The organism is Deltaproteobacteria bacterium (assembly GCA_003194485.1).
Classification (GTDB): Bacteria; Desulfobacterota; Dissulfuribacteria; order Dissulfuribacterales; family UBA3076; genus UBA3076.
Genome location: PQXD01000012.1, coordinates 1 through 20328, shown reverse-complemented (window position 1 = coordinate 20328; position 20328 = coordinate 1). Strand labels below are relative to the sequence as shown.

At 50.3% G+C, this 20328-nt stretch carries 20 protein-coding genes and 1 tRNA gene; 16 read left to right on the top strand and 5 right to left on the bottom strand.

The genetic code is table 11. The features are described 5' to 3' along the window. Positions 1–219: 219 nt before the first annotated feature. From C4B57_07885 to C4B57_07820, 14 genes are all read left to right on the top strand, one after another. Positions 220–294, top strand: a tRNA-Val gene (locus C4B57_07885). Between the two features lie 102 nt (positions 295–396). Then, positions 397–2370 carry a threonine--tRNA ligase gene (locus tag C4B57_07880; protein PXF54204.1) on the top strand — a complete coding sequence of 658 codons (1974 nt, stop codon included), beginning with the start codon at positions 397–399 and terminating at the stop codon, positions 2368–2370. Positions 2371–2386: 16 nt separating this feature from the next. Beyond that, positions 2387–2902, top strand: coding sequence for a translation initiation factor IF-3 (locus tag C4B57_07875; GenBank protein ID PXF54203.1), 516 nt, complete (start codon positions 2387–2389; stop codon positions 2900–2902). Between the two features lie 69 nt (positions 2903–2971). Next, on the top strand, positions 2972–3169 hold the full coding sequence (locus tag C4B57_07870) for a 50S ribosomal protein L35 (GenBank protein ID PXF54202.1): 198 nt from the start codon (positions 2972–2974) through the stop codon (positions 3167–3169). A gap of 109 nt (positions 3170–3278) precedes the next feature. Beyond that, the gene (locus C4B57_07865) at positions 3279–3629 is read left to right on the top strand and encodes a 50S ribosomal protein L20 (protein ID PXF54201.1); all 351 of its coding nucleotides are present in this window, start codon (positions 3279–3281) and stop codon (positions 3627–3629) included. 15 nt (positions 3630–3644) lie between these two features. Further along, a complete protein-coding gene (locus tag C4B57_07860) occupies positions 3645–4655 on the top strand; it encodes a phenylalanine--tRNA ligase subunit alpha (GenBank protein PXF54200.1) in 1011 nt (336 codons plus the stop codon). Between the two features lie 10 nt (positions 4656–4665). Next, positions 4666–7086 carry a phenylalanine--tRNA ligase subunit beta gene (locus tag C4B57_07855; protein PXF54199.1) on the top strand — a complete coding sequence of 807 codons (2421 nt, stop codon included), beginning with the start codon at positions 4666–4668 and terminating at the stop codon, positions 7084–7086. Further along, positions 7086–7409 (top strand): integration host factor subunit alpha, encoded by a 324-nt coding sequence (locus C4B57_07850; GenBank protein PXF54198.1) that lies wholly within the window; start codon positions 7086–7088, stop codon positions 7407–7409. The genes C4B57_07855 and C4B57_07850 overlap by 1 nt, the downstream gene beginning before the upstream one ends. Next, a complete protein-coding gene (locus C4B57_07845) occupies positions 7363–7695 on the top strand; it encodes a MerR family transcriptional regulator (protein PXF54197.1) in 333 nt (110 codons plus the stop codon). Before C4B57_07850 ends, C4B57_07845 begins: the two co-directional genes overlap by 47 nt. Continuing rightward, positions 7695–8795, top strand: coding sequence for a prephenate dehydratase (locus C4B57_07840; protein ID PXF54196.1), 1101 nt, complete (start codon positions 7695–7697; stop codon positions 8793–8795). Before C4B57_07845 ends, C4B57_07840 begins: the two co-directional genes overlap by 1 nt. After that, entirely contained in the window at positions 8788–10194 is a 1407-nt protein-coding gene (argH, locus tag C4B57_07835) for an argininosuccinate lyase (GenBank protein PXF54195.1), read from the top strand. The genes C4B57_07840 and argH overlap by 8 nt, the downstream gene beginning before the upstream one ends. A 13-nt stretch (positions 10195–10207) precedes the next feature. Beyond that, complete coding sequence (locus C4B57_07830; protein PXF54194.1) at positions 10208–11278, top strand: hypothetical protein; 1071 nt, start codon at positions 10208–10210, stop codon at positions 11276–11278. 289 nt (positions 11279–11567) lie between these two features. Then, entirely contained in the window at positions 11568–12812 is a 1245-nt protein-coding gene (lysA, locus tag C4B57_07825; GenBank protein PXF54193.1) for a diaminopimelate decarboxylase, read from the top strand. A 6-nt stretch (positions 12813–12818) separates the two neighbouring features. Next, positions 12819–13643 carry a diaminopimelate epimerase gene (locus tag C4B57_07820; GenBank protein PXF54192.1) on the top strand — a complete coding sequence of 275 codons (825 nt, stop codon included), beginning with the start codon at positions 12819–12821 and terminating at the stop codon, positions 13641–13643. A gap of 144 nt (positions 13644–13787) precedes the next feature. Here C4B57_07820 and C4B57_07815 read toward each other — a convergent pair whose 3' ends face one another. The 3 genes from C4B57_07815 to C4B57_07805 are packed head-to-tail and all read right to left on the bottom strand — an operon-like array spanning position 13788 to position 16251. After that, positions 13788–14984, bottom strand: coding sequence for a hypothetical protein (locus tag C4B57_07815; protein ID PXF54191.1), 1197 nt, complete (start codon positions 14982–14984; stop codon positions 13788–13790). 2 nt (positions 14985–14986) lie between these two features. Further along, positions 14987–15955 carry a hypothetical protein gene (locus C4B57_07810; GenBank protein PXF54190.1) on the bottom strand — a complete coding sequence of 323 codons (969 nt, stop codon included), beginning with the start codon at positions 15953–15955 and terminating at the stop codon, positions 14987–14989. Positions 15956–15987: 32 nt separating this feature from the next. Next, positions 15988–16251: a hypothetical protein gene (locus C4B57_07805; protein PXF54189.1), complete on the bottom strand. Its 264-nt coding sequence runs from the start codon at positions 16249–16251 to the stop codon at positions 15988–15990. Here C4B57_07805 and C4B57_07800 point away from each other — a divergent pair. Beyond that, the gene (locus C4B57_07800) at positions 16226–17683 is read left to right on the top strand and encodes a flagellin (GenBank protein ID PXF54188.1); all 1458 of its coding nucleotides are present in this window, start codon (positions 16226–16228) and stop codon (positions 17681–17683) included. The genes C4B57_07805 and C4B57_07800 overlap by 26 nt on opposite strands. Before the next feature lie 249 nt (positions 17684–17932). Here the strand turns inward: C4B57_07800 and C4B57_07795 are convergent, their stop codons facing one another. Next, a complete protein-coding gene (locus tag C4B57_07795) occupies positions 17933–18232 on the bottom strand; it encodes a hypothetical protein (protein PXF54187.1) in 300 nt (99 codons plus the stop codon). After that, positions 18213–18500, bottom strand: coding sequence for a hypothetical protein (locus C4B57_07790; protein PXF54186.1), 288 nt, complete (start codon positions 18498–18500; stop codon positions 18213–18215). Before C4B57_07790 ends, C4B57_07795 begins: the two co-directional genes overlap by 20 nt. A gap of 218 nt (positions 18501–18718) precedes the next feature. On the opposite strand from C4B57_07790, the gene C4B57_07785 reads away from it, so the two are divergent. Further along, positions 18719–20137, top strand: coding sequence for a flagellar hook-associated protein (locus C4B57_07785; protein ID PXF54185.1), 1419 nt, complete (start codon positions 18719–18721; stop codon positions 20135–20137). Positions 20138–20328 lie beyond the last annotated feature (191 nt).

Here is a 20328-nt window from a genome sequence, read left to right as displayed (position 1 = left end):
CCTGGCTATGGTGGTATTTTTACCCATAGCTTGAGAAAAGACGATCACAGCTTGCCTCTGAAGGCTCAAAAGAGCCTCCTGTGCTGCGTCACAAAATTCGCCTGCGCTTATATGAAATATCCAGGGCCTGCTCAATTTCCTTGACACCCCTGGTAAATCTTGTTATCAACTTCAACGCCTTGAGAATAGATTTACATATAATTTTAGCGATATTTGGGGAGGCGCGTAGCTCAGGGGGAGAGCGCTACCTTGACGCGGTAGAAGTCGGCGGTTCGATCCCGCCCGCGCCTACCAGTCCGTTGCTTTTGTCCTTCCCTGGAGATATTTTGAAAAGGCATCTTTTTAGCCCTCACACTGGGGCAAGGATGCCTTTTCTGCTTTGAACAGAGAGATCCGATGCCAGAGACTGATACAGATACTATCACTGTAATCTTTAATGGTCGGGACACGGTACAGGTTGCAAGCGGGACTCCTGCTTCGGGGCTTTTGGCCAGCATGCTCAGCAGGAATAGTGCAAAAAAGGTGATCCTTGTCCGGATCGACGGGGAATTAAAGGATATCTCCACGCCCCTTACGCGTGACTGCAGAACGGAGCCTGTATTCCCAGGTGATGATGATACCCTTGAGGTATTGAGGCATACTGCCGCACATATTATGGCCCAGGCCGTAAAGGAACTTTTCCCGGATGTACAGATAGCTATAGGTCCGGCAATAGAAAACGGGTTCTACTATGATTTTGATTACCAGAGACCCTTTACCCCTGAAGACCTTGAAAAGATAGAGGCCAGGATGGAGGAGATCGTAAAGAGGTCTCAAGACATAACAAGACAGGATATATCCATAGATGATGCAAGGAAACGTTTTGAGAAACTTGGAGAAAAATACAAAATCGAGATCCTGAATGAACTGGGTAACCAGGGAGAGAAAGAGGTCTCAATATACAGCCAGGGAGAATTCGTAGATTTGTGCAGGGGACCGCATCTCCCTCATACGGGTCATTTGAAGGCCTTTAAGCTGACAGGTCTTGCAGGGGCATACTGGAAGGGGGATGAGACCCAGCCGATGCTTCAGCGCATATACGGCACGGCATTTTTTGATAAAAAATCTCTGAAAGAATACCTGAATCGCCTTGAAGAGGCCAAGAAAAGGGATCACCGGCGCCTGGGCAGGGATCTGGATCTCTTTTCCGTAAATGAAGAGATAGGACCCGGGCTTATCCTATGGCATCCCAAGGGGGGCATTGTCCGCAAGATCATTGAGGACTTCTGGCGCGATGAGCATTTCCGGAGGGGTTACGACATGCTCTTTTCTCCCCATATTGCCCGCAGGGACCTCTGGAAGACCAGCGGCCATTTGGATTTCTACAGCGAGAACATGTATCTCCCCATGGAGATTGACGATGTCAGCTATCAGTTAAGGCCGATGAACTGCCCCTTTCACATAGCGATCTATAACTCCAGGATACGCAGTTACAGGGAACTTCCCATGCGCTGGTGCGAACTGGGTACTGTTTATCGCTATGAGAGGACAGGCACCTTGCACGGACTCATGAGGGTCAGGGGATTTACCCAGGATGATGGCCACATCTTTTGCAGGCCCGACCAGCTCGGCAAGGAAATACACGAAATCCTGGACTTGACCCTGTATGTCCTGAGGGTATTTGGTTTTGACCGGTATGAGATATATCTCTCCACCCGTCCTGACAAGTATGTAGGTTCGGATGAAAATTGGGAGCGTGCAACCGATGCACTCGGGCAGGCCCTTGAGGCGCAGGGACTGACCTATGAAATAGACCCCGGAGAAGGGGTATTTTACGGCCCCAAGATCGATATCAAGATCAAGGATTGTCTGGATCGCTCATGGCAGTGTTCAACCATCCAGGTTGACTTCAACCTGCCTGAGAGATTTGATATGCGCTATATAGGGGATGACGGCCGGCCCCATACGCCGATCATGGTACACAGGGCCCTGCTTGGTTCTCTGGAACGGTTCTTCGGTGTGCTGATCGAGCATCATGCCGGTGCCTTTCCCCTGTGGCTGGCCCCTTTTCAGGCCATTGTCGTGACTGTAACTGACAGACAGGATCAGTGGGCGGAATCGGTTGCTGAAAGACTCAGGGCCGCCGGTGTCAGGACAAAAACAGACTTCAGGAACGAAAAACTGGGCAAAAAAATCCGGGAGGCCCAGCTTGAAAAGATCCCATATATGTTGATAGTTGGCGATCAAGAAGTAAGGGACATGACAGTCAGCCCCCGTACCAGAAAGGGGCAGAAACTGGCAGCCATGTCCGTTGATGACTTTGTCGCCATGGTGAAGAAAGAGTGCCGGAGAGTCTTTAAAGGATCTTGCCGTGGTGAGCGGCTAATTTAGAAACAGGAGGTGTAGTATCGCAAGAGAAATTCCAGTCAAGGTAAATTATCGGATCAGTGCCAAGGAAGTACGACTCATTGGCAAAGATGGGAAGCAACTGGGAGTAGTAACTCGAAATGAGGCCCTGGCCAAGGCAGAAGAACTCGGATTAGACTTAGTGGAAGTAGCACCACATGCCCAGCCACCGGTCTGCCGGATCATGGACTACGGAAAATTCAAGTACGAGCAAAGCAAAAAGGCACAGGAAGCCCGGAAAAAACAGACTATTATTCAGGTCAAAGAAATCAAGATGCGTCCAAGAACGGATGTTCATGACCTTGAGGTAAAAAAGAAGCGAATAAGGCAATTCATAGGTGATGGAAACAAGGTGAAGGTTACAGTGAGATTTCGAGGCCGGGAAAACGCATACCCCGAATTGGGATTCGCTTTGATAAAACGGATCGTGGAAGAGATGTCCGACATCGCCGTCCCTGAAAACGTACCTGTCAAGCAAGGTCCGTTAATGCACACAATACTTGCCCCAAAGGATTGACCTGAGACCATGATGGGATTACTAATTGGGGATTGTGAGTTCATTCAAGACAAGTATAAATGAGGAATTATGCCAAAGACGAAGACCAGACGCGCTGCTGCCAAGCGTTTCAAAAAGACGGGAACCGGGAAGTTCATGTACAGAAAGGCGGGATCGAGCCATCTATTGAGCCACAAGACACGGAAGCGCAAAAGGGTCCTGAAAAATGATACAGAGATTTCTGAATCAAGGGTCAAATCAATTAAGCGAATGATCCCTTTTATCTGATTGTACCCGGTGTTATGTGTAACCGTTCACACTCCCTGGCAGCCAACAGGGAAATGAATAATTACTGTCGTATAGTATGGATTTTGAGATAAGAGGAGCTTAAAAGAAAATGCCACGGGTTACCAGAGGTTTTAAGGCCCATCGTCGTCGCAAGAAGATACTCAAAATGGCCAAAGGCTACAGAGGTGCCAGACGCCTCTGTTTCAAACAGGCAAAGGAGACTGTGGAAAAGGGGCTCTGCTATGCATACAGGGATCGCAGGACCAGGAAGCGCATGTTTCGTCGCCTGTGGATAATCCGCATAAACGCGGCCTGCAGACTGAACGGCACGTCCTATAGCCGTTTTATTGAAGGTATAAGCAAATCAGGGGTTGCCGTAAATCGCAAGATGCTTGCCGATATAGCAGTAACAGACTCCAATGCCTTTTCCTCCCTTGTAGAAACTGCAAAGAGTGCCTGACAAAGAACTGTATACATGCAGGAGCGCCTAGAGGAAATCAAGACCCAGGCCCTTGAAGCCGTAAAATCGGCGTCCAGCGAGGAAGATCTTGAAAATATAAGGGTCAGGGTCCTCGGTCGTAAGGGCGAGCTGACTATGGTTTTAAAGGCCATAGGGAAGCTTTCTGCTGAGGAACGCCCAAAGATCGGACAACTGGCCAACAGGCTCAAGAAAGAGATAGAGACATCCATCAATGCCAGGAAGGAGGCATTAAAGGACGTTCATATCCGCACCTTTATTCCGGAGCTGGACCCCACACTTCCCGGAAGGCAAAGACGGCCCGGCAGATTGCACCCCATCACCCAGGTGATGAATGAAATCTGTTATGTATTTGAAAGGATGGGTTTTACCGTGGCCAAGGGTCCTGAAGTAGAGCTTGACTTTTTCAACTTTGAGGCCCTGAATATCCCTCCTGACCACCCAGCCAGAGACATGCAGGACACGTTTTATATTGATGACAAGGTCCTGCTCCGCACTCATACCTCTCCGGTACAGATACGTGCCATGAAAGAGCAGAGACCTCCGATGCGGGTGATTGCGCCCGGCAAGGTGTACAGGTGCGACTCCGATGTGACCCATACCCCCATGTTCCATCAGGTGGAAGGGCTTATGGTGGACAGGGATGTCTCTTTTGCAGGTCTCAAGGGGGTATTGACCGCCTTTGTCCAACAAATATTTGATCCGGAAACCTCAATACGATTCAGGCCGAGCTTCTTTCCGTTTACAGAACCCAGTGCGGAAATAGACATTCAGTGTGTCATATGCAGAGGCAAGGGCTGCAGGATATGTTCCCAGACCGGCTGGCTGGAGGTGCTGGGAGCCGGCATGGTACATCCGGAAGTATTCAGGCATGTCGGCTACGACACCGAAAGGTTCAGCGGATTTGCATTCGGCCTCGGGGTAGAGCGAATCGCAATGCTCAGATTCGGTATTGACGACATCCGCCTTTTCTATGATAACGACCTGCGCTTTCTTCACCAGTTTTGAATAAGTCCTTATGCGAATCCTGACCTCCTGGCTCAAAGAATTTGTGCAATTTACAGTGCCCGTAGAGACCTTGGCAGAAGACCTTACCATGACAGGTCTCGAAGTGGAGGAGATGGAGTCTGTCTACAAGGGTCTTGCCCCGGTCGTGGTATGCCTGGTTGATGAGACCGTCCCCCATCCCCAGGCATCGCATTTGCGGGTCTGCACGGTAGTTGCAGGTGAACAGAAGTTTGAAGTGGTTTGCGGGGCCCCTAATGTAGAGAAGGGGCAATTGGCCGCTCTGGCAAGGCCCGGGACAGTGCTGTCCGACGGTACGACCGTCAGGTCTTCCGACATCCATGGGATACGCTCTGATGGAATGCTCTGTTCAGAGTCTGAACTTGGTATCGGCGATGATAAAACAGGGATCCTCATATTGGAGCCGGTCCCTGGACGCAGGACAGGGGACTCCCTTGTGGATGTTCTGGGGCTTAAAGATTGGGTCCTGGATATTGCCGTTACGCCAAACCGCCCTGACTGTCTCAGTGTCCTGGGAGTTGCCAGGGAAGTATCCGCCATATATGGCATCCCTCTATCAATTCCCCAATCGTCAAATCGTCAAATCGTCAAATCGTCAAATCGTCAAATTCCTATCTCCATAGAAGACCCTGATCTGTGCGGCAGATATACGGCTGCCGTAATGGAAGGGATCAGGATCGGCCCTTCCCCTCACTGGATGGCTATGAGGCTGCAGGCCAGTGGCATCAGGCCGATAAACAATGTAGTGGATGTAACCAACTACGTGCTGATTGAACTCGGACAACCGCTCCATGCCTTTGATCTGGACAGATTGACAGGACCGGCTATTGAAGTCAGGACAGCAAGGCCCGGAGAAAGTGTAAGGACCATTGACGGAAAGCACAGAGAGCTGCGGCCGGACATGCTGGTCATTGCAGATGCGGAGAAGCCCGTGGCAGTGGCTGGTGTCATAGGCGGAGCCGAAACCGAAGTCAATGACGACACAAAGCGGATACTCATCGAAAGCGCATGGTTTACTCCAATCCAGGTAAGGAGGACATCCAAGGCCTTAAAGACGATTACAGAGTCATCATACCGGTTTGAGCGGGGTGTTGACCCGGAGGGAGTGATAAAGGCACTTTGCAGGACAGTGAAACTTATTGATCAGGTGGCAGGCGGATGTCTGGCCGGAGAGATCAAGGACGTTTATCCAAGACCTTATAAGCCCAGACGACTGTCTCTTCGCCCCGAAAGGGCCAACAAGCTCCTCGGCACAGGAATTGAGCCCGGACGGATAGCCCAGTTTCTGGAAAGGATCGGTATTGAGCTCGGCCATGTTGACGATAGAAAAATCAAAGGAATGGTGCCTTCATATCGCTATGACCTGAAAGAAGAGATTGATCTGGTAGAAGAGATAGCCAGACTTCACGGCTTTCCGAGTATTCCGACCCGGGTACCCAGTGCCGGAATAGCCACACCGGCCCCGGAACCGTCTCAAGGACTTGTTAACAGGATAAAAAATATCCTTTCATCCCAGGGCATGACCGAGGTGATCTCATACAGTTTTATGTCACCAGAAGATATTAAGGCCTTACGTCTGGACAAGGATGACCGAAGGATGCAGATGGTAAGGATCAGGAATCCCTTGAGCGATGACCAGTCAGTAATGAGGACCAGCCTGATCCCTTCGCTGATGGGGACAGCAGCAAGAAACCAGGCCCAACGGAACATGGACCTTGGTCTTTTTGAACTTGGCACTGTATTTTATGCACAAGGAACGGGCGAGCTTCCCGATGAGAAACAGAAAATAGTCGCCCTGTATACAGGGTTGCGCCATCCTGAATCATGGTCATGGCCCAGGGAGCGGGTAGATCTCTTTGATTTAAAAGGAGTTCTGGAAGGGCTGCTCCAGGCCCTCGGGATCTCCGGGTGGAAAACCGTACTTGAAACACCGGATGATCCTTTTTATCTGCCAGGCACCTCTGCCAGGATAGTATGGGGCAAAAATTCCATCCTGGGCAGTTTCGGGCAAATCGATCCGAATGTTTTGGAATTTTGGGATATAAACGGGCCGGTATTTCTATTTGAGCTCTCTTTTGATGCCCTGGAAACAGCCGCATCCCGGCGACGCAAATTCATTCCTCTTGCCAGGTATCCTGCTGTAGAGAGGGATATCGCGGTAATTGTCCGGGACGGGCTTTCTGCTCAAGATCTCATGGAATATATTTCAGCTCAGGCCCCGGATTTTCTTGAAAAAGTGCGGATATTTGATGTATATAGAGGGAAACCTGTCCCAAAAGGCTCAAAGAGTATAGGCATGCGGTTTACATACAGGGCCCCGGATCATACGCTCTCGGACCATGAAGTCTCAGAGGTACATGACCCACTGGTGCGCTCTGTTCTTCAATTCTATAAGGCAAAGCTGAGGGACTGATGGGGACCTTGACCAAGCGGAAAATCGCTGAAGCAGTCAGCAATGAACTTGGTTATTCCTTGCGTGTCAGCCTGCAACTGGTCAATGAGATCTTCAACCAGATCAAGGCGTCACTGGCCGATGGCGATCAAGTGAAGATCGTAAGGTTTGGTACTCTGCGCAGTGTAAAGAAACCGGCACGCAGAGGAACCAGTCCGGTTAATGGAGAGCCGATTATTATTCCTCCCCGGCGTACAGTGGCTTTCCACCCCAGCCGCTTACTTAAGAGGATCGTAAATGCCAGAGACGGGGAAGAAATATTACCGGATAGGCGAAGTGAGTGAACTGGTCGGGGTTGAACCCCATGTGCTTCGCTACTGGGAAGGTGAATTTCGCCAAATCCGTACCCACAGGGTTTCAAAACAGCGTCTTTACAGAATAGAAGACATAGCTCTTATAAGGCGCATAAAAACGCTTCTTTATAATGAAGGATTTACTATAGCCGGTGCCAGGAGGCGGATTGCGGCAGAACAAAAGACAAAGGATTCCGGAGACAGGACCAGTGAATTGCTCAAAGAAATCCGGCATGAACTAATTGCTATCAGGGAAATAATCGGCCCATGCAAATAATGGATAACAGCCAGTATCAAAAACTCAAACGCCTCAGGCAACGGATTGATAAAATAGACGCAAAGCTTGTACGCCTGCTCCAGGAACGCCTGGAGGTGGCAGAGGAAATCGGACGGACTAAGGCTGAATCCTCCCGGCAGCCTCTTGATCTGTCTCGCGAACGGGAAGTCATTCAACACATTCTGAGACAAAATGCCGAAAAATTTTCCCCTGAAAGCCTGAGGGTCATCTTCGGAGAGATCATATCTGCCTGCAGGAACGCACAGCGGCCTGCCAGGCTGGGATATCTCGGCCCCGAGACAACCTTTACCCACATGGCCGCGGCCAGGTTATTCGGCCATGCCCCTGAGTTTGTTCCCCTATGGAACATAACCGAGGTATTTGAAGAGGTAGAACGTGAACGTATTGACTATGGAGTGGTACCAGTAGAAAATTCGGTAGAAGGGACTGTAGCCCTGACCCTGGACGGGCTTTGCGACTTCAAGGTCAAGGTATGCGGGGAAGTCTATCTACCCATCTCCCACGACCTCATCAATCAGAGCGGCAGAACAGACAGTATCCGCCGCATTCTTTCCCATCCCCATGCCTTGGCCCAGTGCAGGGGATGGCTGCAACGTAACTTGCGGGCGGTCCCGACAGAAGAAGTGGTCAGCACTGCCCAGGCGGCCCGCTGGGCAGCGGTTGATTCCTCCGTGGCGGCCATTGCCAGTCCCCTGGCGGCCCGCACATACAACCTTCAAACTGTTGCCAGACACATAGAGGATTTTGCAGGAAATACCACGCGGTTTCTGGTCCTCGGGCATAAATGTCCCAAGCCAAGCGGGAAAGACAAGACCTCCCTGCTCTTAAGCCTTGAGGATCGTCCGGGTTCTCTGTTCAAGTTGCTGGAGCCCCTGGCAAAACTTGGGATAAACCTCACCAAGATACAGTCCAGGCCGGTAAAGAACGAGCCCTGGAGATACCTGTTCTATGTAGATATTGCAGGCCATATAGAAGACCCGACCGTGCAGGATGGAATCAAGGCCATCAAAAAAGGTTGCACCTTTCTGGAATGGCTGGGCTCGTATCCCATGGGGGAAACGACACACAAGAATGAATGAAGATAAGAAGGCATTGGAAAAACCCTGGGGCGGTAGATTCCAGGAGGCCACAGAAAAAATGCTGGAGGAATTTTCAGCCTCTGTCCACTATGACCACAGGCTGTATCGTCAGGACATAGCAGGCAGCAAGGTCCATGCCCGCATGCTGGCAAGACAGGGGATTATCTCGGATAAAGATGCAGAGGAAATTGTTAATGGCCTGGTCGAGATAGAAGAAGAAATAGCGTCAGGAAAATTTAACTGGAGCCCAGAGCTTGAGGATGTACACATGAATATCGAACAGGCCCTGGTCAAGCGCATCGGAGAGGCCGGGAAAAGGCTCCACACTGCCAGAAGCCGTAATGATCAGGTTGCTGCAGATATCAGACTCTACCTGAGGGAAGAAATCGATCGCCTGGATAGACTCCTTTCATTGCTGCAGAAAGCGCTCCTGCACCAGGCAAGGACCCACCAGGACCTGATACTCCCGGGCTACACCCATCTCCAGAGAGCACAGCCCATTCTCTGGCCGCATCACATGCTCGCCTATTTCGAAATGTTCAGCCGCGACAGGGACAGGCTCCAAGACTGCAGAAAGAGAGTAAATATTTGTCCCCTTGGAAGTGCGGCCCTGGCCGGAACCGGTTTCCCGATAGACAGGGAATATGTGGCCGAGGAGTTGGGTTTCCAGGGTATTACTGCTAACAGCCTGGATGCCGTAAGCGACCGGGACTTTATTGTTGAGTTCCTGGCAGCGGCAGGCATTATAATGGCCCATTTGAGCAGGATGTCTGAAGAACTGATTCTGTGGACCTCTGCAGAGTTCGGCTTTGTGGATCTGCCTGACGGCTTCTGTACCGGCTCAAGCATCATGCCCCAGAAAAAGAATCCTGATGTGCCCGAGTTGGTCCGCGGAAAGGCCGGCAGGGTCTATGGCCACCTGATATCTCTTCTCACTGTTATCAAGGGCCTTCCGCTTGCCTACAACAGGGACCTCCAGGAAGACAAGGAGGCGCTTTTCGACACAGTTGATACTGTATGTGCCTCAGTGGAGATAATGGCTGCCCTGGTGGCCAAACTGGTCCCAAGGAAAGAGCATATCTCCCGGATCGTGACACAGGGCTTTCTCACCGCCACGGACCTTGCTGATTACCTTGTGAAGAAAGGAATGCCTTTCAGGCAGGCCCATTCAGTGGTCGGCAAGGCAGTCTCACATTGTATTTCCCGGGGCAAGGAGCTTACTGATCTGAGTCTTGAAGACCTGAAGGCCTTTTCTCCTCTCATCGATGAGGATATATTCAAGGTATTATCAATAGAGGGCTCTGTGGAAATCAGGCGCTGCCCGGGAGGCACAGCACCTGAGCGAGTAGCCGAGGCCCTGACAAAAACAGAGAAAAAGATAATGAGAGCTGGTAAATGAAAAATGCCGACTCATGAATAATATCCTCCATATTTTTTCCTGTAAAAGGTTAATTATTTTTGCCTTTTGTATTTTAATAGCGTCCTGTGGACGCAAGGCACCTCCTGTCCCTCCCGGTACCCTCCGGCCAAAGGCTATCAAGGACTTGAGCTATAAGATTATCCCGGACGGCGTTGAGCTGAAATGGAGTGTTCCCGTAAGAAACAGGGACGGCAGCCCACTTGTCAGGATCAAGGGCTTCAGGCTGTTAAAGGCGGAGATCCCTCTTGAGGAATATTGCGAGGGGTGTCCTCCTCCTTTTGGGCAGCCTATTGATATCCCCTTTGAGGCAGAACCGGAAAAGGCAAGGAAGATGGTCTATGAAGACCGAACCCTTCGTTCCGGCATGCAATATATATATAAAGTCTATACTGTAAAGGGCTGGCTGAATGTCAGCGACACGTCCAATCAGGTCTCTCTGGCCTGGCACGTTCCGCCATCCGCGCCTCTGGGATTAACGGCTCAGCTGACCGGAGACGGAATTTATCTTTCCTGGCAGGCACCTTCTAAGTGGACGGATGGCACGTCCGTAGATAGAGAACTTCTATTCAGGATCTACCGTGCCAGGACAGGGACGGATAAATGGAAGAGTCTCCATGGCTTAGTGGATTCCACAGGCTATCTCGATCCCCGGGCAAAAAAGAGGGCCGGTTATAAATACAGGGTGGCAGCCGTTCTGCCCTATCATGGCACTGAGATTGAGGGGCCCTGTACGCATGAAGCCATGGTTCAGCCAAGAGATCTCAGCCCTCCGCCGGCACCTGTGGGCCTGGTTGCCGTTCGGTCTGCCGATGGAGTTAAACTATTCTGGCGGGAAGAAACAGGATCTGACGTTTCAGGTTATATTGTATACAGAAAAGGACCGGGTGAACTGATATATAGACTGAACAACAAGCCCATACCGGTATCCAGATTCCTGGACCGGACTATATTGCCCAGAGGATTATATTCGTATTGGGTAACCGCAGCGGACAGGGCAGATCCGCCAAACGAAAGCACCTGGTCCGACACCGCTGAAGTGGAAATTGGCAGAGAAAGGCCGTAACAGTTTATAGATTCAAATGCAGAAGGCACGAAAAGAGAAAAACGATCTTGAACGGTAAACCCTGAGCCTGTGAACATGTAAATATTCGGAGAACCCGTGGTCCACTGAGGAAGTTGCCATCCGTGCCCTGCCGCAGGAGCGGTTTGCCTTTTGCAGGGTTTCGATCGCGGGCCGGATTGCACTGCCTCTCCGGTCTGCAATGAGTGAGCTTTGAAACCCGGAAAAAGGTAACCGCTTCAAGGCAGGATATAACGGGTTCACTGAATATTTACGTGAACATCTACGAAAAATGAATCACTTCAATTATAAAGGCAAAGAGCTGTACTGCGAAGATGTACCTGTAAAGGAGATAGCCAGGAAGGTAAAGACTCCTTTCTATCTGTACAGCTCAGCTGCCCTGAAACGTCACTTCAATGCCTTTGACAGGGCACTTTCCGGGCACCCGCACCTGATATGCTTTGCCGTCAAGGCGAACAGCAATATGGCTGTATTAAATCTCTTGGGGAAATTGGGAGCCGGCGCTGACATCGTCTCGGGAGGGGAGCTTCACCGGGCACTCAAAGCGGGAATTCCGGCAGACAGGATAGTATACTCCGGTGTGGGTAAGACCGAAAAGGAGATCCGCGAGGCTGCAAGTGCGGATATCCTCATGTTTAATGTGGAGTCTATGGAAGAGCTTGATGCCATCTCCAGACAGGCACGACGTCTTAAATGCCGTGTCAGGATCTCCTTCAGGGTAAATCCTGATGTGGATCCTAATACCCATCCATATATCTCCACAGGCCTTAAAAAAAACAAGTTCGGACTACCCATATCCCAGGCCCTCGAAGCCTATTACGTTGCATCGGACAGAGACGAACTTGAAGTAGTAGGGATCGACTTCCATATAGGCTCACAACTGACTCGGATCGAGCCCTTTGTGGATGCAATAAGGAGAATTAAGCCGTTGCTGCAGGAGCTTGATGCCTCTGGAATAAGACTCAAGTTCATCGATGTTGGTGGAGGCCTTGGCATAAGATACCGGGACGAGACTCCACCCGAGCCTGACGCTTACGCCAGGGCACTCCTGTCTGAGGTCAAGGATCTTCCTCACTGCCTGATTGTAGAGCCTGGACGATCCATCGCCGGCAATGCCGGTATTTTGGTAACAAAAATACTATACATCAAAGAGACTGAAGGAAAGCGGTTTTATATAGTTGATGCCGCCATGAATGACCTTGCCCGTCCCGGTCTATACGAAGCATACCACGAGATCCTGCCTGTAATAAAGACCGATACGCATCTACATCCGGCAGACATAGTGGGGCCCATATGTGAGACAGGGGACTTTCTCGCCAGGGAACGGCCCATGCCGGAGCTTAATCAAGGCAGTTTACTAGCGGTCATGAGCGCCGGGGCTTATGGCTTTACCATGTCTTCCAATTATAACTCAAGGCCAAGGGCTTCAGAAGTCATGGTAAGGGACGGTCACTTCAAATTAATCAGAAAGCGTGAGACCTATGCAAGCCTTTTGCGGGGAGAAACCATTTGGTGATTTATTATGAAATCCATCTCTTTTAAAAAAATGCACGGGAGTGGAAATGATTTCATCCTGATAGACAACCGGGAAGGCAATTTAAAAGACTCCCAATGGCCTGATCTGGCTGTACGTCTGTGCAGGCGTAAGTTTGGAGTGGGAGCAGACGGGCTCATAATAATTGAGAATTCCCGCAGGGCGGATTTCAAATGGCATTTTTTCAATGCCGATGGCAGCCGGGCAGAGATGTGCGGAAACGGCGGGCGTTGCGCAGCCCGATTCGCTTGCATGACAGGCATTGCCCCGCGGAAACTCAGTTTTGAAACAGAGGCGGGAATCGTACACGCAGAAGTCAGGGAATCCACTGTAAGGCTTCAGCTTCCACAACCGAAGGACCTCAAGCTTGACATACCGGTGAAAATAGGCGGCAAAACACTTATTCTCCATTGCCTGAACACCAGCGTACCCCATGCGGTATATTTTACGCCGGACCTGGAATCAGTCCCTGTATTAGAGTGGGGACGGCTCATAAGGTTTGCTTCCCGCTTTCAGCCCGCAGGTACTAATGCCGACTTCATCCAGATATCCAACAGAAACAATATCCTGATCCGGACCTATGAACGTGGAGTCGAGAATGAGACCATGGCATGCGGTACCGGGGCAGTGGCCGGTGCCATACTTTCCGCCTGCAAAGAACTGACAGAGAGCCCGGTCAACGTAAAGACACGTGGTGGCGAAGTGCTGACTGTCCGCTTCCATTTGGATGGGCAAGAGGTCAGGGATGTCTTTCTCGAAGGTGAAACGGTTCTGGTCTACTCGGGACAAATTGAAAGGAATATATTTTCTTGAGAGCCGTTTGCAAAACTCAAGATTTTGTTCGAGGGCAAGGCGCGAGGAGGAAAAAACGCGGAGCGTACTTGGGTACGTGAGCATTTTTGACGACGAGCAACGCAGCCATCGGGCAAAAGATGGGTTTTGCAAGCGGCTCTTGAATCAATACCACTGCCATATAGGCCCATCGGCAGGAACGGGCTGTTCCGCACTTGATGTCTGCGGGGTAGCTGCAACCTGTTCCTCTATGGTCTCGGTTTCCGGTGGCGGATAGGAAAGGGTTGAAGCAGGAGCCGGAAGGAGGGGTTCGGGCGGCATTACCGGAAGCGCATGAGTATATGATTTTTTGTCTGGGAGCGCAGGAATCAGTCGGTCAGGATGCATTCTTGCAATCATGAGGTCTTCATCCTGGGCTGTTTCCTCTTTTTGCAATTTCTGGGGAGCCTTCTGCCCGCCCCTGTCTCCAGATTCTGCTGTTACGGATTTCGGACCATTCAGGATGCGGTTTGCTGCCTGGGTTGCAAAATCCTCCATCCTGGATGGCACTTCATCAAGAGACGCAGGAGAAAAGACAAGAGAAAATATTGGAGATTCGGAATCTACCCGCAGCAAGTTCATGTCTATCGTTATATTTTCCCCTTCTGCTTTTACCTTGCCGGCAACGACATAGTCCACCCCGAGCTTGCCGGCAATGTCTCCTGCATTCAGGGGAGAAATAAGTCCCTGTCTTTTGTCAGTCATACGTTGTATCTCAAAGGAGTCCATAACGAAGATTCTTTCCGAGGCCAGCCTGCTGATCAAAACTTCCTCTGCGGCAGGGCCAACATAGGAAAAAGGACCTGCGGAACTGATATCAAACGGAAGCACCGCTACCTTGACCTCATCAAGAGCAGCTTCGGCATTTACAGGGCAAAAGGTACAGAAAAAAAACAGGCTCAGGCAGAGCATAAATATGTCCGGAATACTATTTTTCATCATATTCAGTCCCTTTTTTTCCAGGGCCTGGAGAATCAAAGTTCTCTCAAGGTTTCCAACAGCGGTACTGAGAGAAAGTCCATCTTCAGGCAAAATAGCCATGTCTCTGGCTGCAGGTTGTCCGGATGACCCCGAGATACCGTCCGGAATATCTCCAACTGTTATCATGGGGCCTTTGGCAAGTATCACCATGCGCTCTAATATATTTTCGAGTTCCCTCACATTGCCTGGCCAGTCGTAGCCTGTCAGGCACCTGATGGCATCCTCTTCTATACCTTCTATGCGTGTCCTCGTGCCGGAACAGAATTTCAGCAGGAAATGCTGAATCAACAGGGGGATATCCTCCGGACGTTCCTTCAATGGGGGTATGTGTACAGGGATCACATTCAGGCGATAGTACAGATCATCTCTGAAACTACCTTTATGAACAGCCTCTTCAAGATCAATATTAGTGGCTGCAATAATCCTGGCATCGACATGGATGGTCCTGACTCCCCCGACCCTTTCAAACTGACGTTCCTGCAGGAAACGCAGGGCTTGACCTGGAGGGCCGGGCTCATCTCTCCGATCTCATCCAAAAAGATCGTTCCCTTGTTGGCAAGCTCGAACCGGCCTATCTTGGTACTTACCGCATGGGTAAATGCACCCTTTTCATGGCCAAAGAGCTCGCTTTCCAGGAGTTCCACAGGTATGGCGGCACAGTTCACGGGGATGAACGGCCTGTCCTTGCGTCCACTTTTATAATGCAGTGCATGGGCAATAAGCTCTTTCCCTGTACCGGATTCGCCGGTAATCAGGACCGTACTGTCCGTTACGGCAACTTTTTCCACCAGCTCAAAGACCTTCCGCATTGCCATGCTGGTGCCCACTATGCTTTCAAAACCGTGGATGTTTTGCAGTTCCTGCCTGAGTGACCGGTTCTCCCTCCTGAGTTCTCTGACTTCAAGGGCTTTATCTACTGTGATAATGACCTCTTCCAGCCTGACAGGCTTTGTGAGGTAGTCAAAGGCACCTTGACGTATGGCCTCCACTGCCCCGTGTATGGTCCCAAAACCGGTAATTATTATACAGATGGTCTCCGGGGAATGTTCTTTAAGAAAGCACAGGACCTCCATTCCGCTCTTTCTGGGCATGGCAAGGTCGGTGATCACTGCATCGAAAAATTTCTTCCTGATTTTCTCTATGGCTTCTTGCCCGTCACAAGCCATGTCTACAGTAAAGCCTTCACGCTTTAAGACTTCCGATATGCTGAATCTGATTTCAGGAGCATCGTCTGCTACCAGAATTGATTCGTTCCGCATATTCACTTTGCCCATCCTGACATTTCTGACATTAGGATCCCCTGCAAAACACATGGATTTTACAGGGGATCTATTGATTGATAAAATTACATAAGGCCTGAAAGGGTGTCAATTAACTTATGACGGTTTTTTGACACACTTCTCCTGTCAAATCTCTCTGATCTTCCTAAAGTTTTCATCTCTTTTGCCGATATATACAATGAAAACAAACAAAAATCCAGGACCGGAAAGGGGGACAGAAAAATTAATCGGTCCGAAAGGTCAAAATAAACAAAGGGCAAGGACGCCCGAAACAAAAACTCAATTTCAAGGAGGAATAAAATCATGGCAATGGTAATTAACACAAACATCGCGTCACTTAACGCGCAGAGACAACTGGGAAAGACCCAGAATCTGCTGGACAAATCCCTGCAGAGGCTCTCATCCGGCCTGCGTATTAACAGCGCCAAGGACGATGCTGCAGGGCTTGCGATCTCAAACAGGATGACCTCGCAGATCCGCGGCCTGAACCAGGCAGTCAGGAATGCCAATGACGGTATTTCTTTGGCACAGACGGCTGAGGGGGCTTTGCAGGAATCGACGAATATTCTTCAGCGGATACGGGAGCTGGCTGTGCAGTCCGCCAACGACACTAACACTGCATCTGACCGCTCATCTCTTCAAGCTGAAGTTAGCCAGCTCCAAGCCGAATTAGATCGCATCGCGCTTACGACCACGTTCAACGGACAAAGACTTCTTGACGGCTCTTTTAACGGCGCCACCTTCCAGGTGGGTGCATATGCTGGTGAAACCATTTCTGTTGACGTATCCAGTGCGAAGGCATCCTCCATTGGCCACATCGCATCCGAAACGGGTAGTCGTGTCACCGGCGCTGTCAACTCCATGACCGTTGCAGTCGGAACCGGTGATGCGGTCACCGTGAACCCCAGTGGAGATTATGCCGTCTCGGGAGACACCTACAGATCGGGGACATCCGCTTATGCGATCGCCGCTGCCATGAATGATGCGGGTATCGCGGGTCTGCAGGTGGATGCATCAACAAGCGGTTACACAGAATTGGATGGCGGCGCCATTGCAGGTGATCAAGCGACTTCGACCTATAGCTTAACCATTAATGGGGAAGCTATTTATACTAATGAAGACGTTAATAGCACTGATGGTAAAACAATTACTGCTTCAGAGTTACGCGATGCAATCAATGCTCACTCAAGTGATACGGGTGTGGTTGCTACTTTGGATGGAAGTACAATTACACTTACTGCGGAAGACGGTGCCGATATTGTAGTTGATGAAACGTTCACTGATTTTACCGATGCGACTCAGGGAATTACAGGTAGTGATGGCGGCACCAAGGAATTCACCGATGCAACCGCTCTCAAGGGGAAAATTACGGTTTCCTCAACTGAGAACCTTACATTCACCAATCAGGGGAATGCCGGTTTGAGTGCCAGCATTGCCGTGGACAGCGACGGTGTCGATGATATTGATATCAGTATCCGTTCGGGTGCAGAATCGGCTCTTCAGCGTGTAGATGCGGCTCTAACAGCCATAGATAGCCTGCGAGGCGATCTTGGTGCTATCCAGAACCGTTTCGAGCACACCATTGCCAACCTGCAGAGCGTCTCCGAAAACGTATCCGCGGCTCGTTCCCGTATCCTGGATGCAGACTTTGCGGCTGAGACGGCCAACCTGACCAAGGCCCAGATCCTGCAGCAGGCGGGTGTTGCCATGCTGGCCCAGGCCAACATGCTGCCGCAGACGGTACTTACTCTGCTTCAGTAATGAGGAAGGCTGAAGGCTCAAAGCTGAAAGTAAATAATAACCCCGGTTAAATACGTTTCACTGTCACTGACGTGAATTTCACGGGGTAAAACCTTAAACCGAAACCCCGCTTCCTGAAAATGGAGGCGGGGTTTTTATTAGACAGGGCAGTAAATTGCGAGACGTGGATTTTTGAGAGGCTTCAGCCGAGGCGGGGAAGAAAGGCAGAAAAGACAATCTGTCTCCGGCGGAAACGAGAGCAAAGCGTAGTTAAGTTCGGTTTTGATCAAAAAGCTGCAATCGTCGCTTCTCCTCATAGACCTTTTCCGAAACAAGCTCCCGAAGCAGGTTCTGGTATGAAGTCATTCCTCTTATACGGGCCAGCCGGCGCAGGTCATCTATAATAGCCTGCGGCAATGAAACTGAGGTTTTCAACAACTTCAGCTTGCCTCCATACTTAGGGACAACCTGCATAGATTCCTTTACAAGCTCGGGTTTTCTGAGGTCAAAGTCCTTTAGACTGTAACGCTTCTCGGTTGCCTGCTTTTTGCTATCTTGTTTGTTTTTCATAAATCCGCCTTTCATTCATATTCATATCCCGTGCATGAATTGGGCGAGCCACTTCGTCGGATTTGTGTTGAAACACGACAAAAAGATGACGTCCGCCAAAGGTCCGTCCCAATAACATACGTCGATCCGGAATCTTCTTGTGTAGAAAGATAACAAATGGAGGGTTATTGAAACATTGCTCGATTTCTTCAGCCGTAACCCCGTGTTTTATTTCATTCTTCCAAATATTATCTTCATCCCACTCAAGATACCGGTAACGTGTGCCCATATGAATCCAATACCGAAATTACGGTATAAAGTCAAGCCAAAACTGAATTCATCAACTATCTCAACAAATATAAAAAGCGCAAAGTAGCCAACTTCGTGTCCAAAAGCTCAAGTTTTTTAATAAAATGCCGATACTAATAGTAATATTAAGGAAATATTAGGCAGGGAGAAACAGGACTGCCTGGGGCTAAGCCACCTGAAATCCCAAAAGGAGTGATTATGTCTATCTCAGTCGGAGGTCTCATATCTGGTCTTGATGTCGACAGTATCATCAGCCAGCTTTCGGCCATACAGCAGCGGCCGATTACTCAACTCCAGCAACGGGAGGCTGATTATCAGGTCAAGTTGACGGCCTACGGTGCGTTGCAGAGCGCATTAGACAGCCTTAAGTCCGCCATGGAGGGCCTGGATGATTCGAGTGATCTTACCAGTTTTTCAGCTACCTCAGGAGATACGGACCTTTTTACTGTATCTGCCAGTGAAGACGCCACGGCAGGCTCATACAGTGTTACCGTGCAGCAGTTGGCTGAGGCGCATAAGCTCACGAGCGCGGCCTTTTCCGATGCAGAAGCCGTTGGTGAGGGGACGATACACCTCAAAGTGGGCGATGCCGATACTGTGGACATCTCTGTGTCTGCCACAGATACGATCGATGACGTGGCAGAGGCCGTAAATGATGCTGAGGCCGGTGTCCATGCATCTGTCATCTTTGATGGAACGGACTATTTTCTCACACTGACTGCCGATGAGACAGGAGCGGAGAATGTTATCAACCTGACTGTCACAGACACGGGGGACGGAAATGATACGGATTTGAACGGGCTTTCCCGTCTGGTCTATGACCAGGGAGTCACTGAAAACCTTTCACAGGCCCAGGAGGCCAAAGACTCAATCATTACCGTTGACGGTGTGACGGATATTCACAGAGATACCAACACAATAGATGACGTGATTGACGGAGTAACCATCACCCTCAAGTCGGCACCTGCCGCACCTGACAACGAGGCCACTCTGACAGTAAGCCGGGACACCTCGGTAGCCGTTTCAAAGATGGATTCCTTTGTCAATGCCTACAATGACCTGCTGGATTTCTTCGACTCATACCAGAGCTATGACCAGGAAACCGGGACAGCAGGCGCCCTTTTGGGTGACGGCACGGCAAACATGATACGCAACCGCCTGAGGAATTTCATTGTAAACACCGTTGCCGGTGTTGACGGGTTCAGCCGCCTGTCTGATCTCGGTATCGCCTTGAATAGTGATGGGCAGTTGGAAGTTGACTCGTCAAAGCTCAACGACGCACTCGATAACCATTTTGACGAGGTGGTCCAGTTCCTTACAAAAACCGACGAAGGCTCTGAGGGCTTTGCGGTACATATGGTCGACGGCCTGGACGACATGCTCGATTCCAGAGACGGAATCCTTGCCGCAAAGAAAGACGGCATTCAGGACAGTATCGATGACATTCAGGACCAGGTGGAGCGAATAGAAATGCGTATTTCTGCATGGGAGACGCGCACAAGGGCCCGGTTTGAGGCACTGGAAGTGCTCCTGGGCCAGTACCAGGCCACCAGCGATTATCTGAACCAGCAGATCGTGAGCCTGCAGAATCTGAATGATTATATATCGAACAGGTAAATCCAGGTATTCAGGCTGAAGGAAGGCAACCGGCCTTCAGCCTGAATATCTGAATATAGAAAGGACTGGATATTTCATATAAGCGCAGGCGAATTTTGTGACGCAGCACAGGAGGCTCTTTTGAGCCTTCAGAGGCAAGCTGTGATCGTCTTTTCTCAAGCTATGGGTAAAAATACCACCATAGCCAGGAT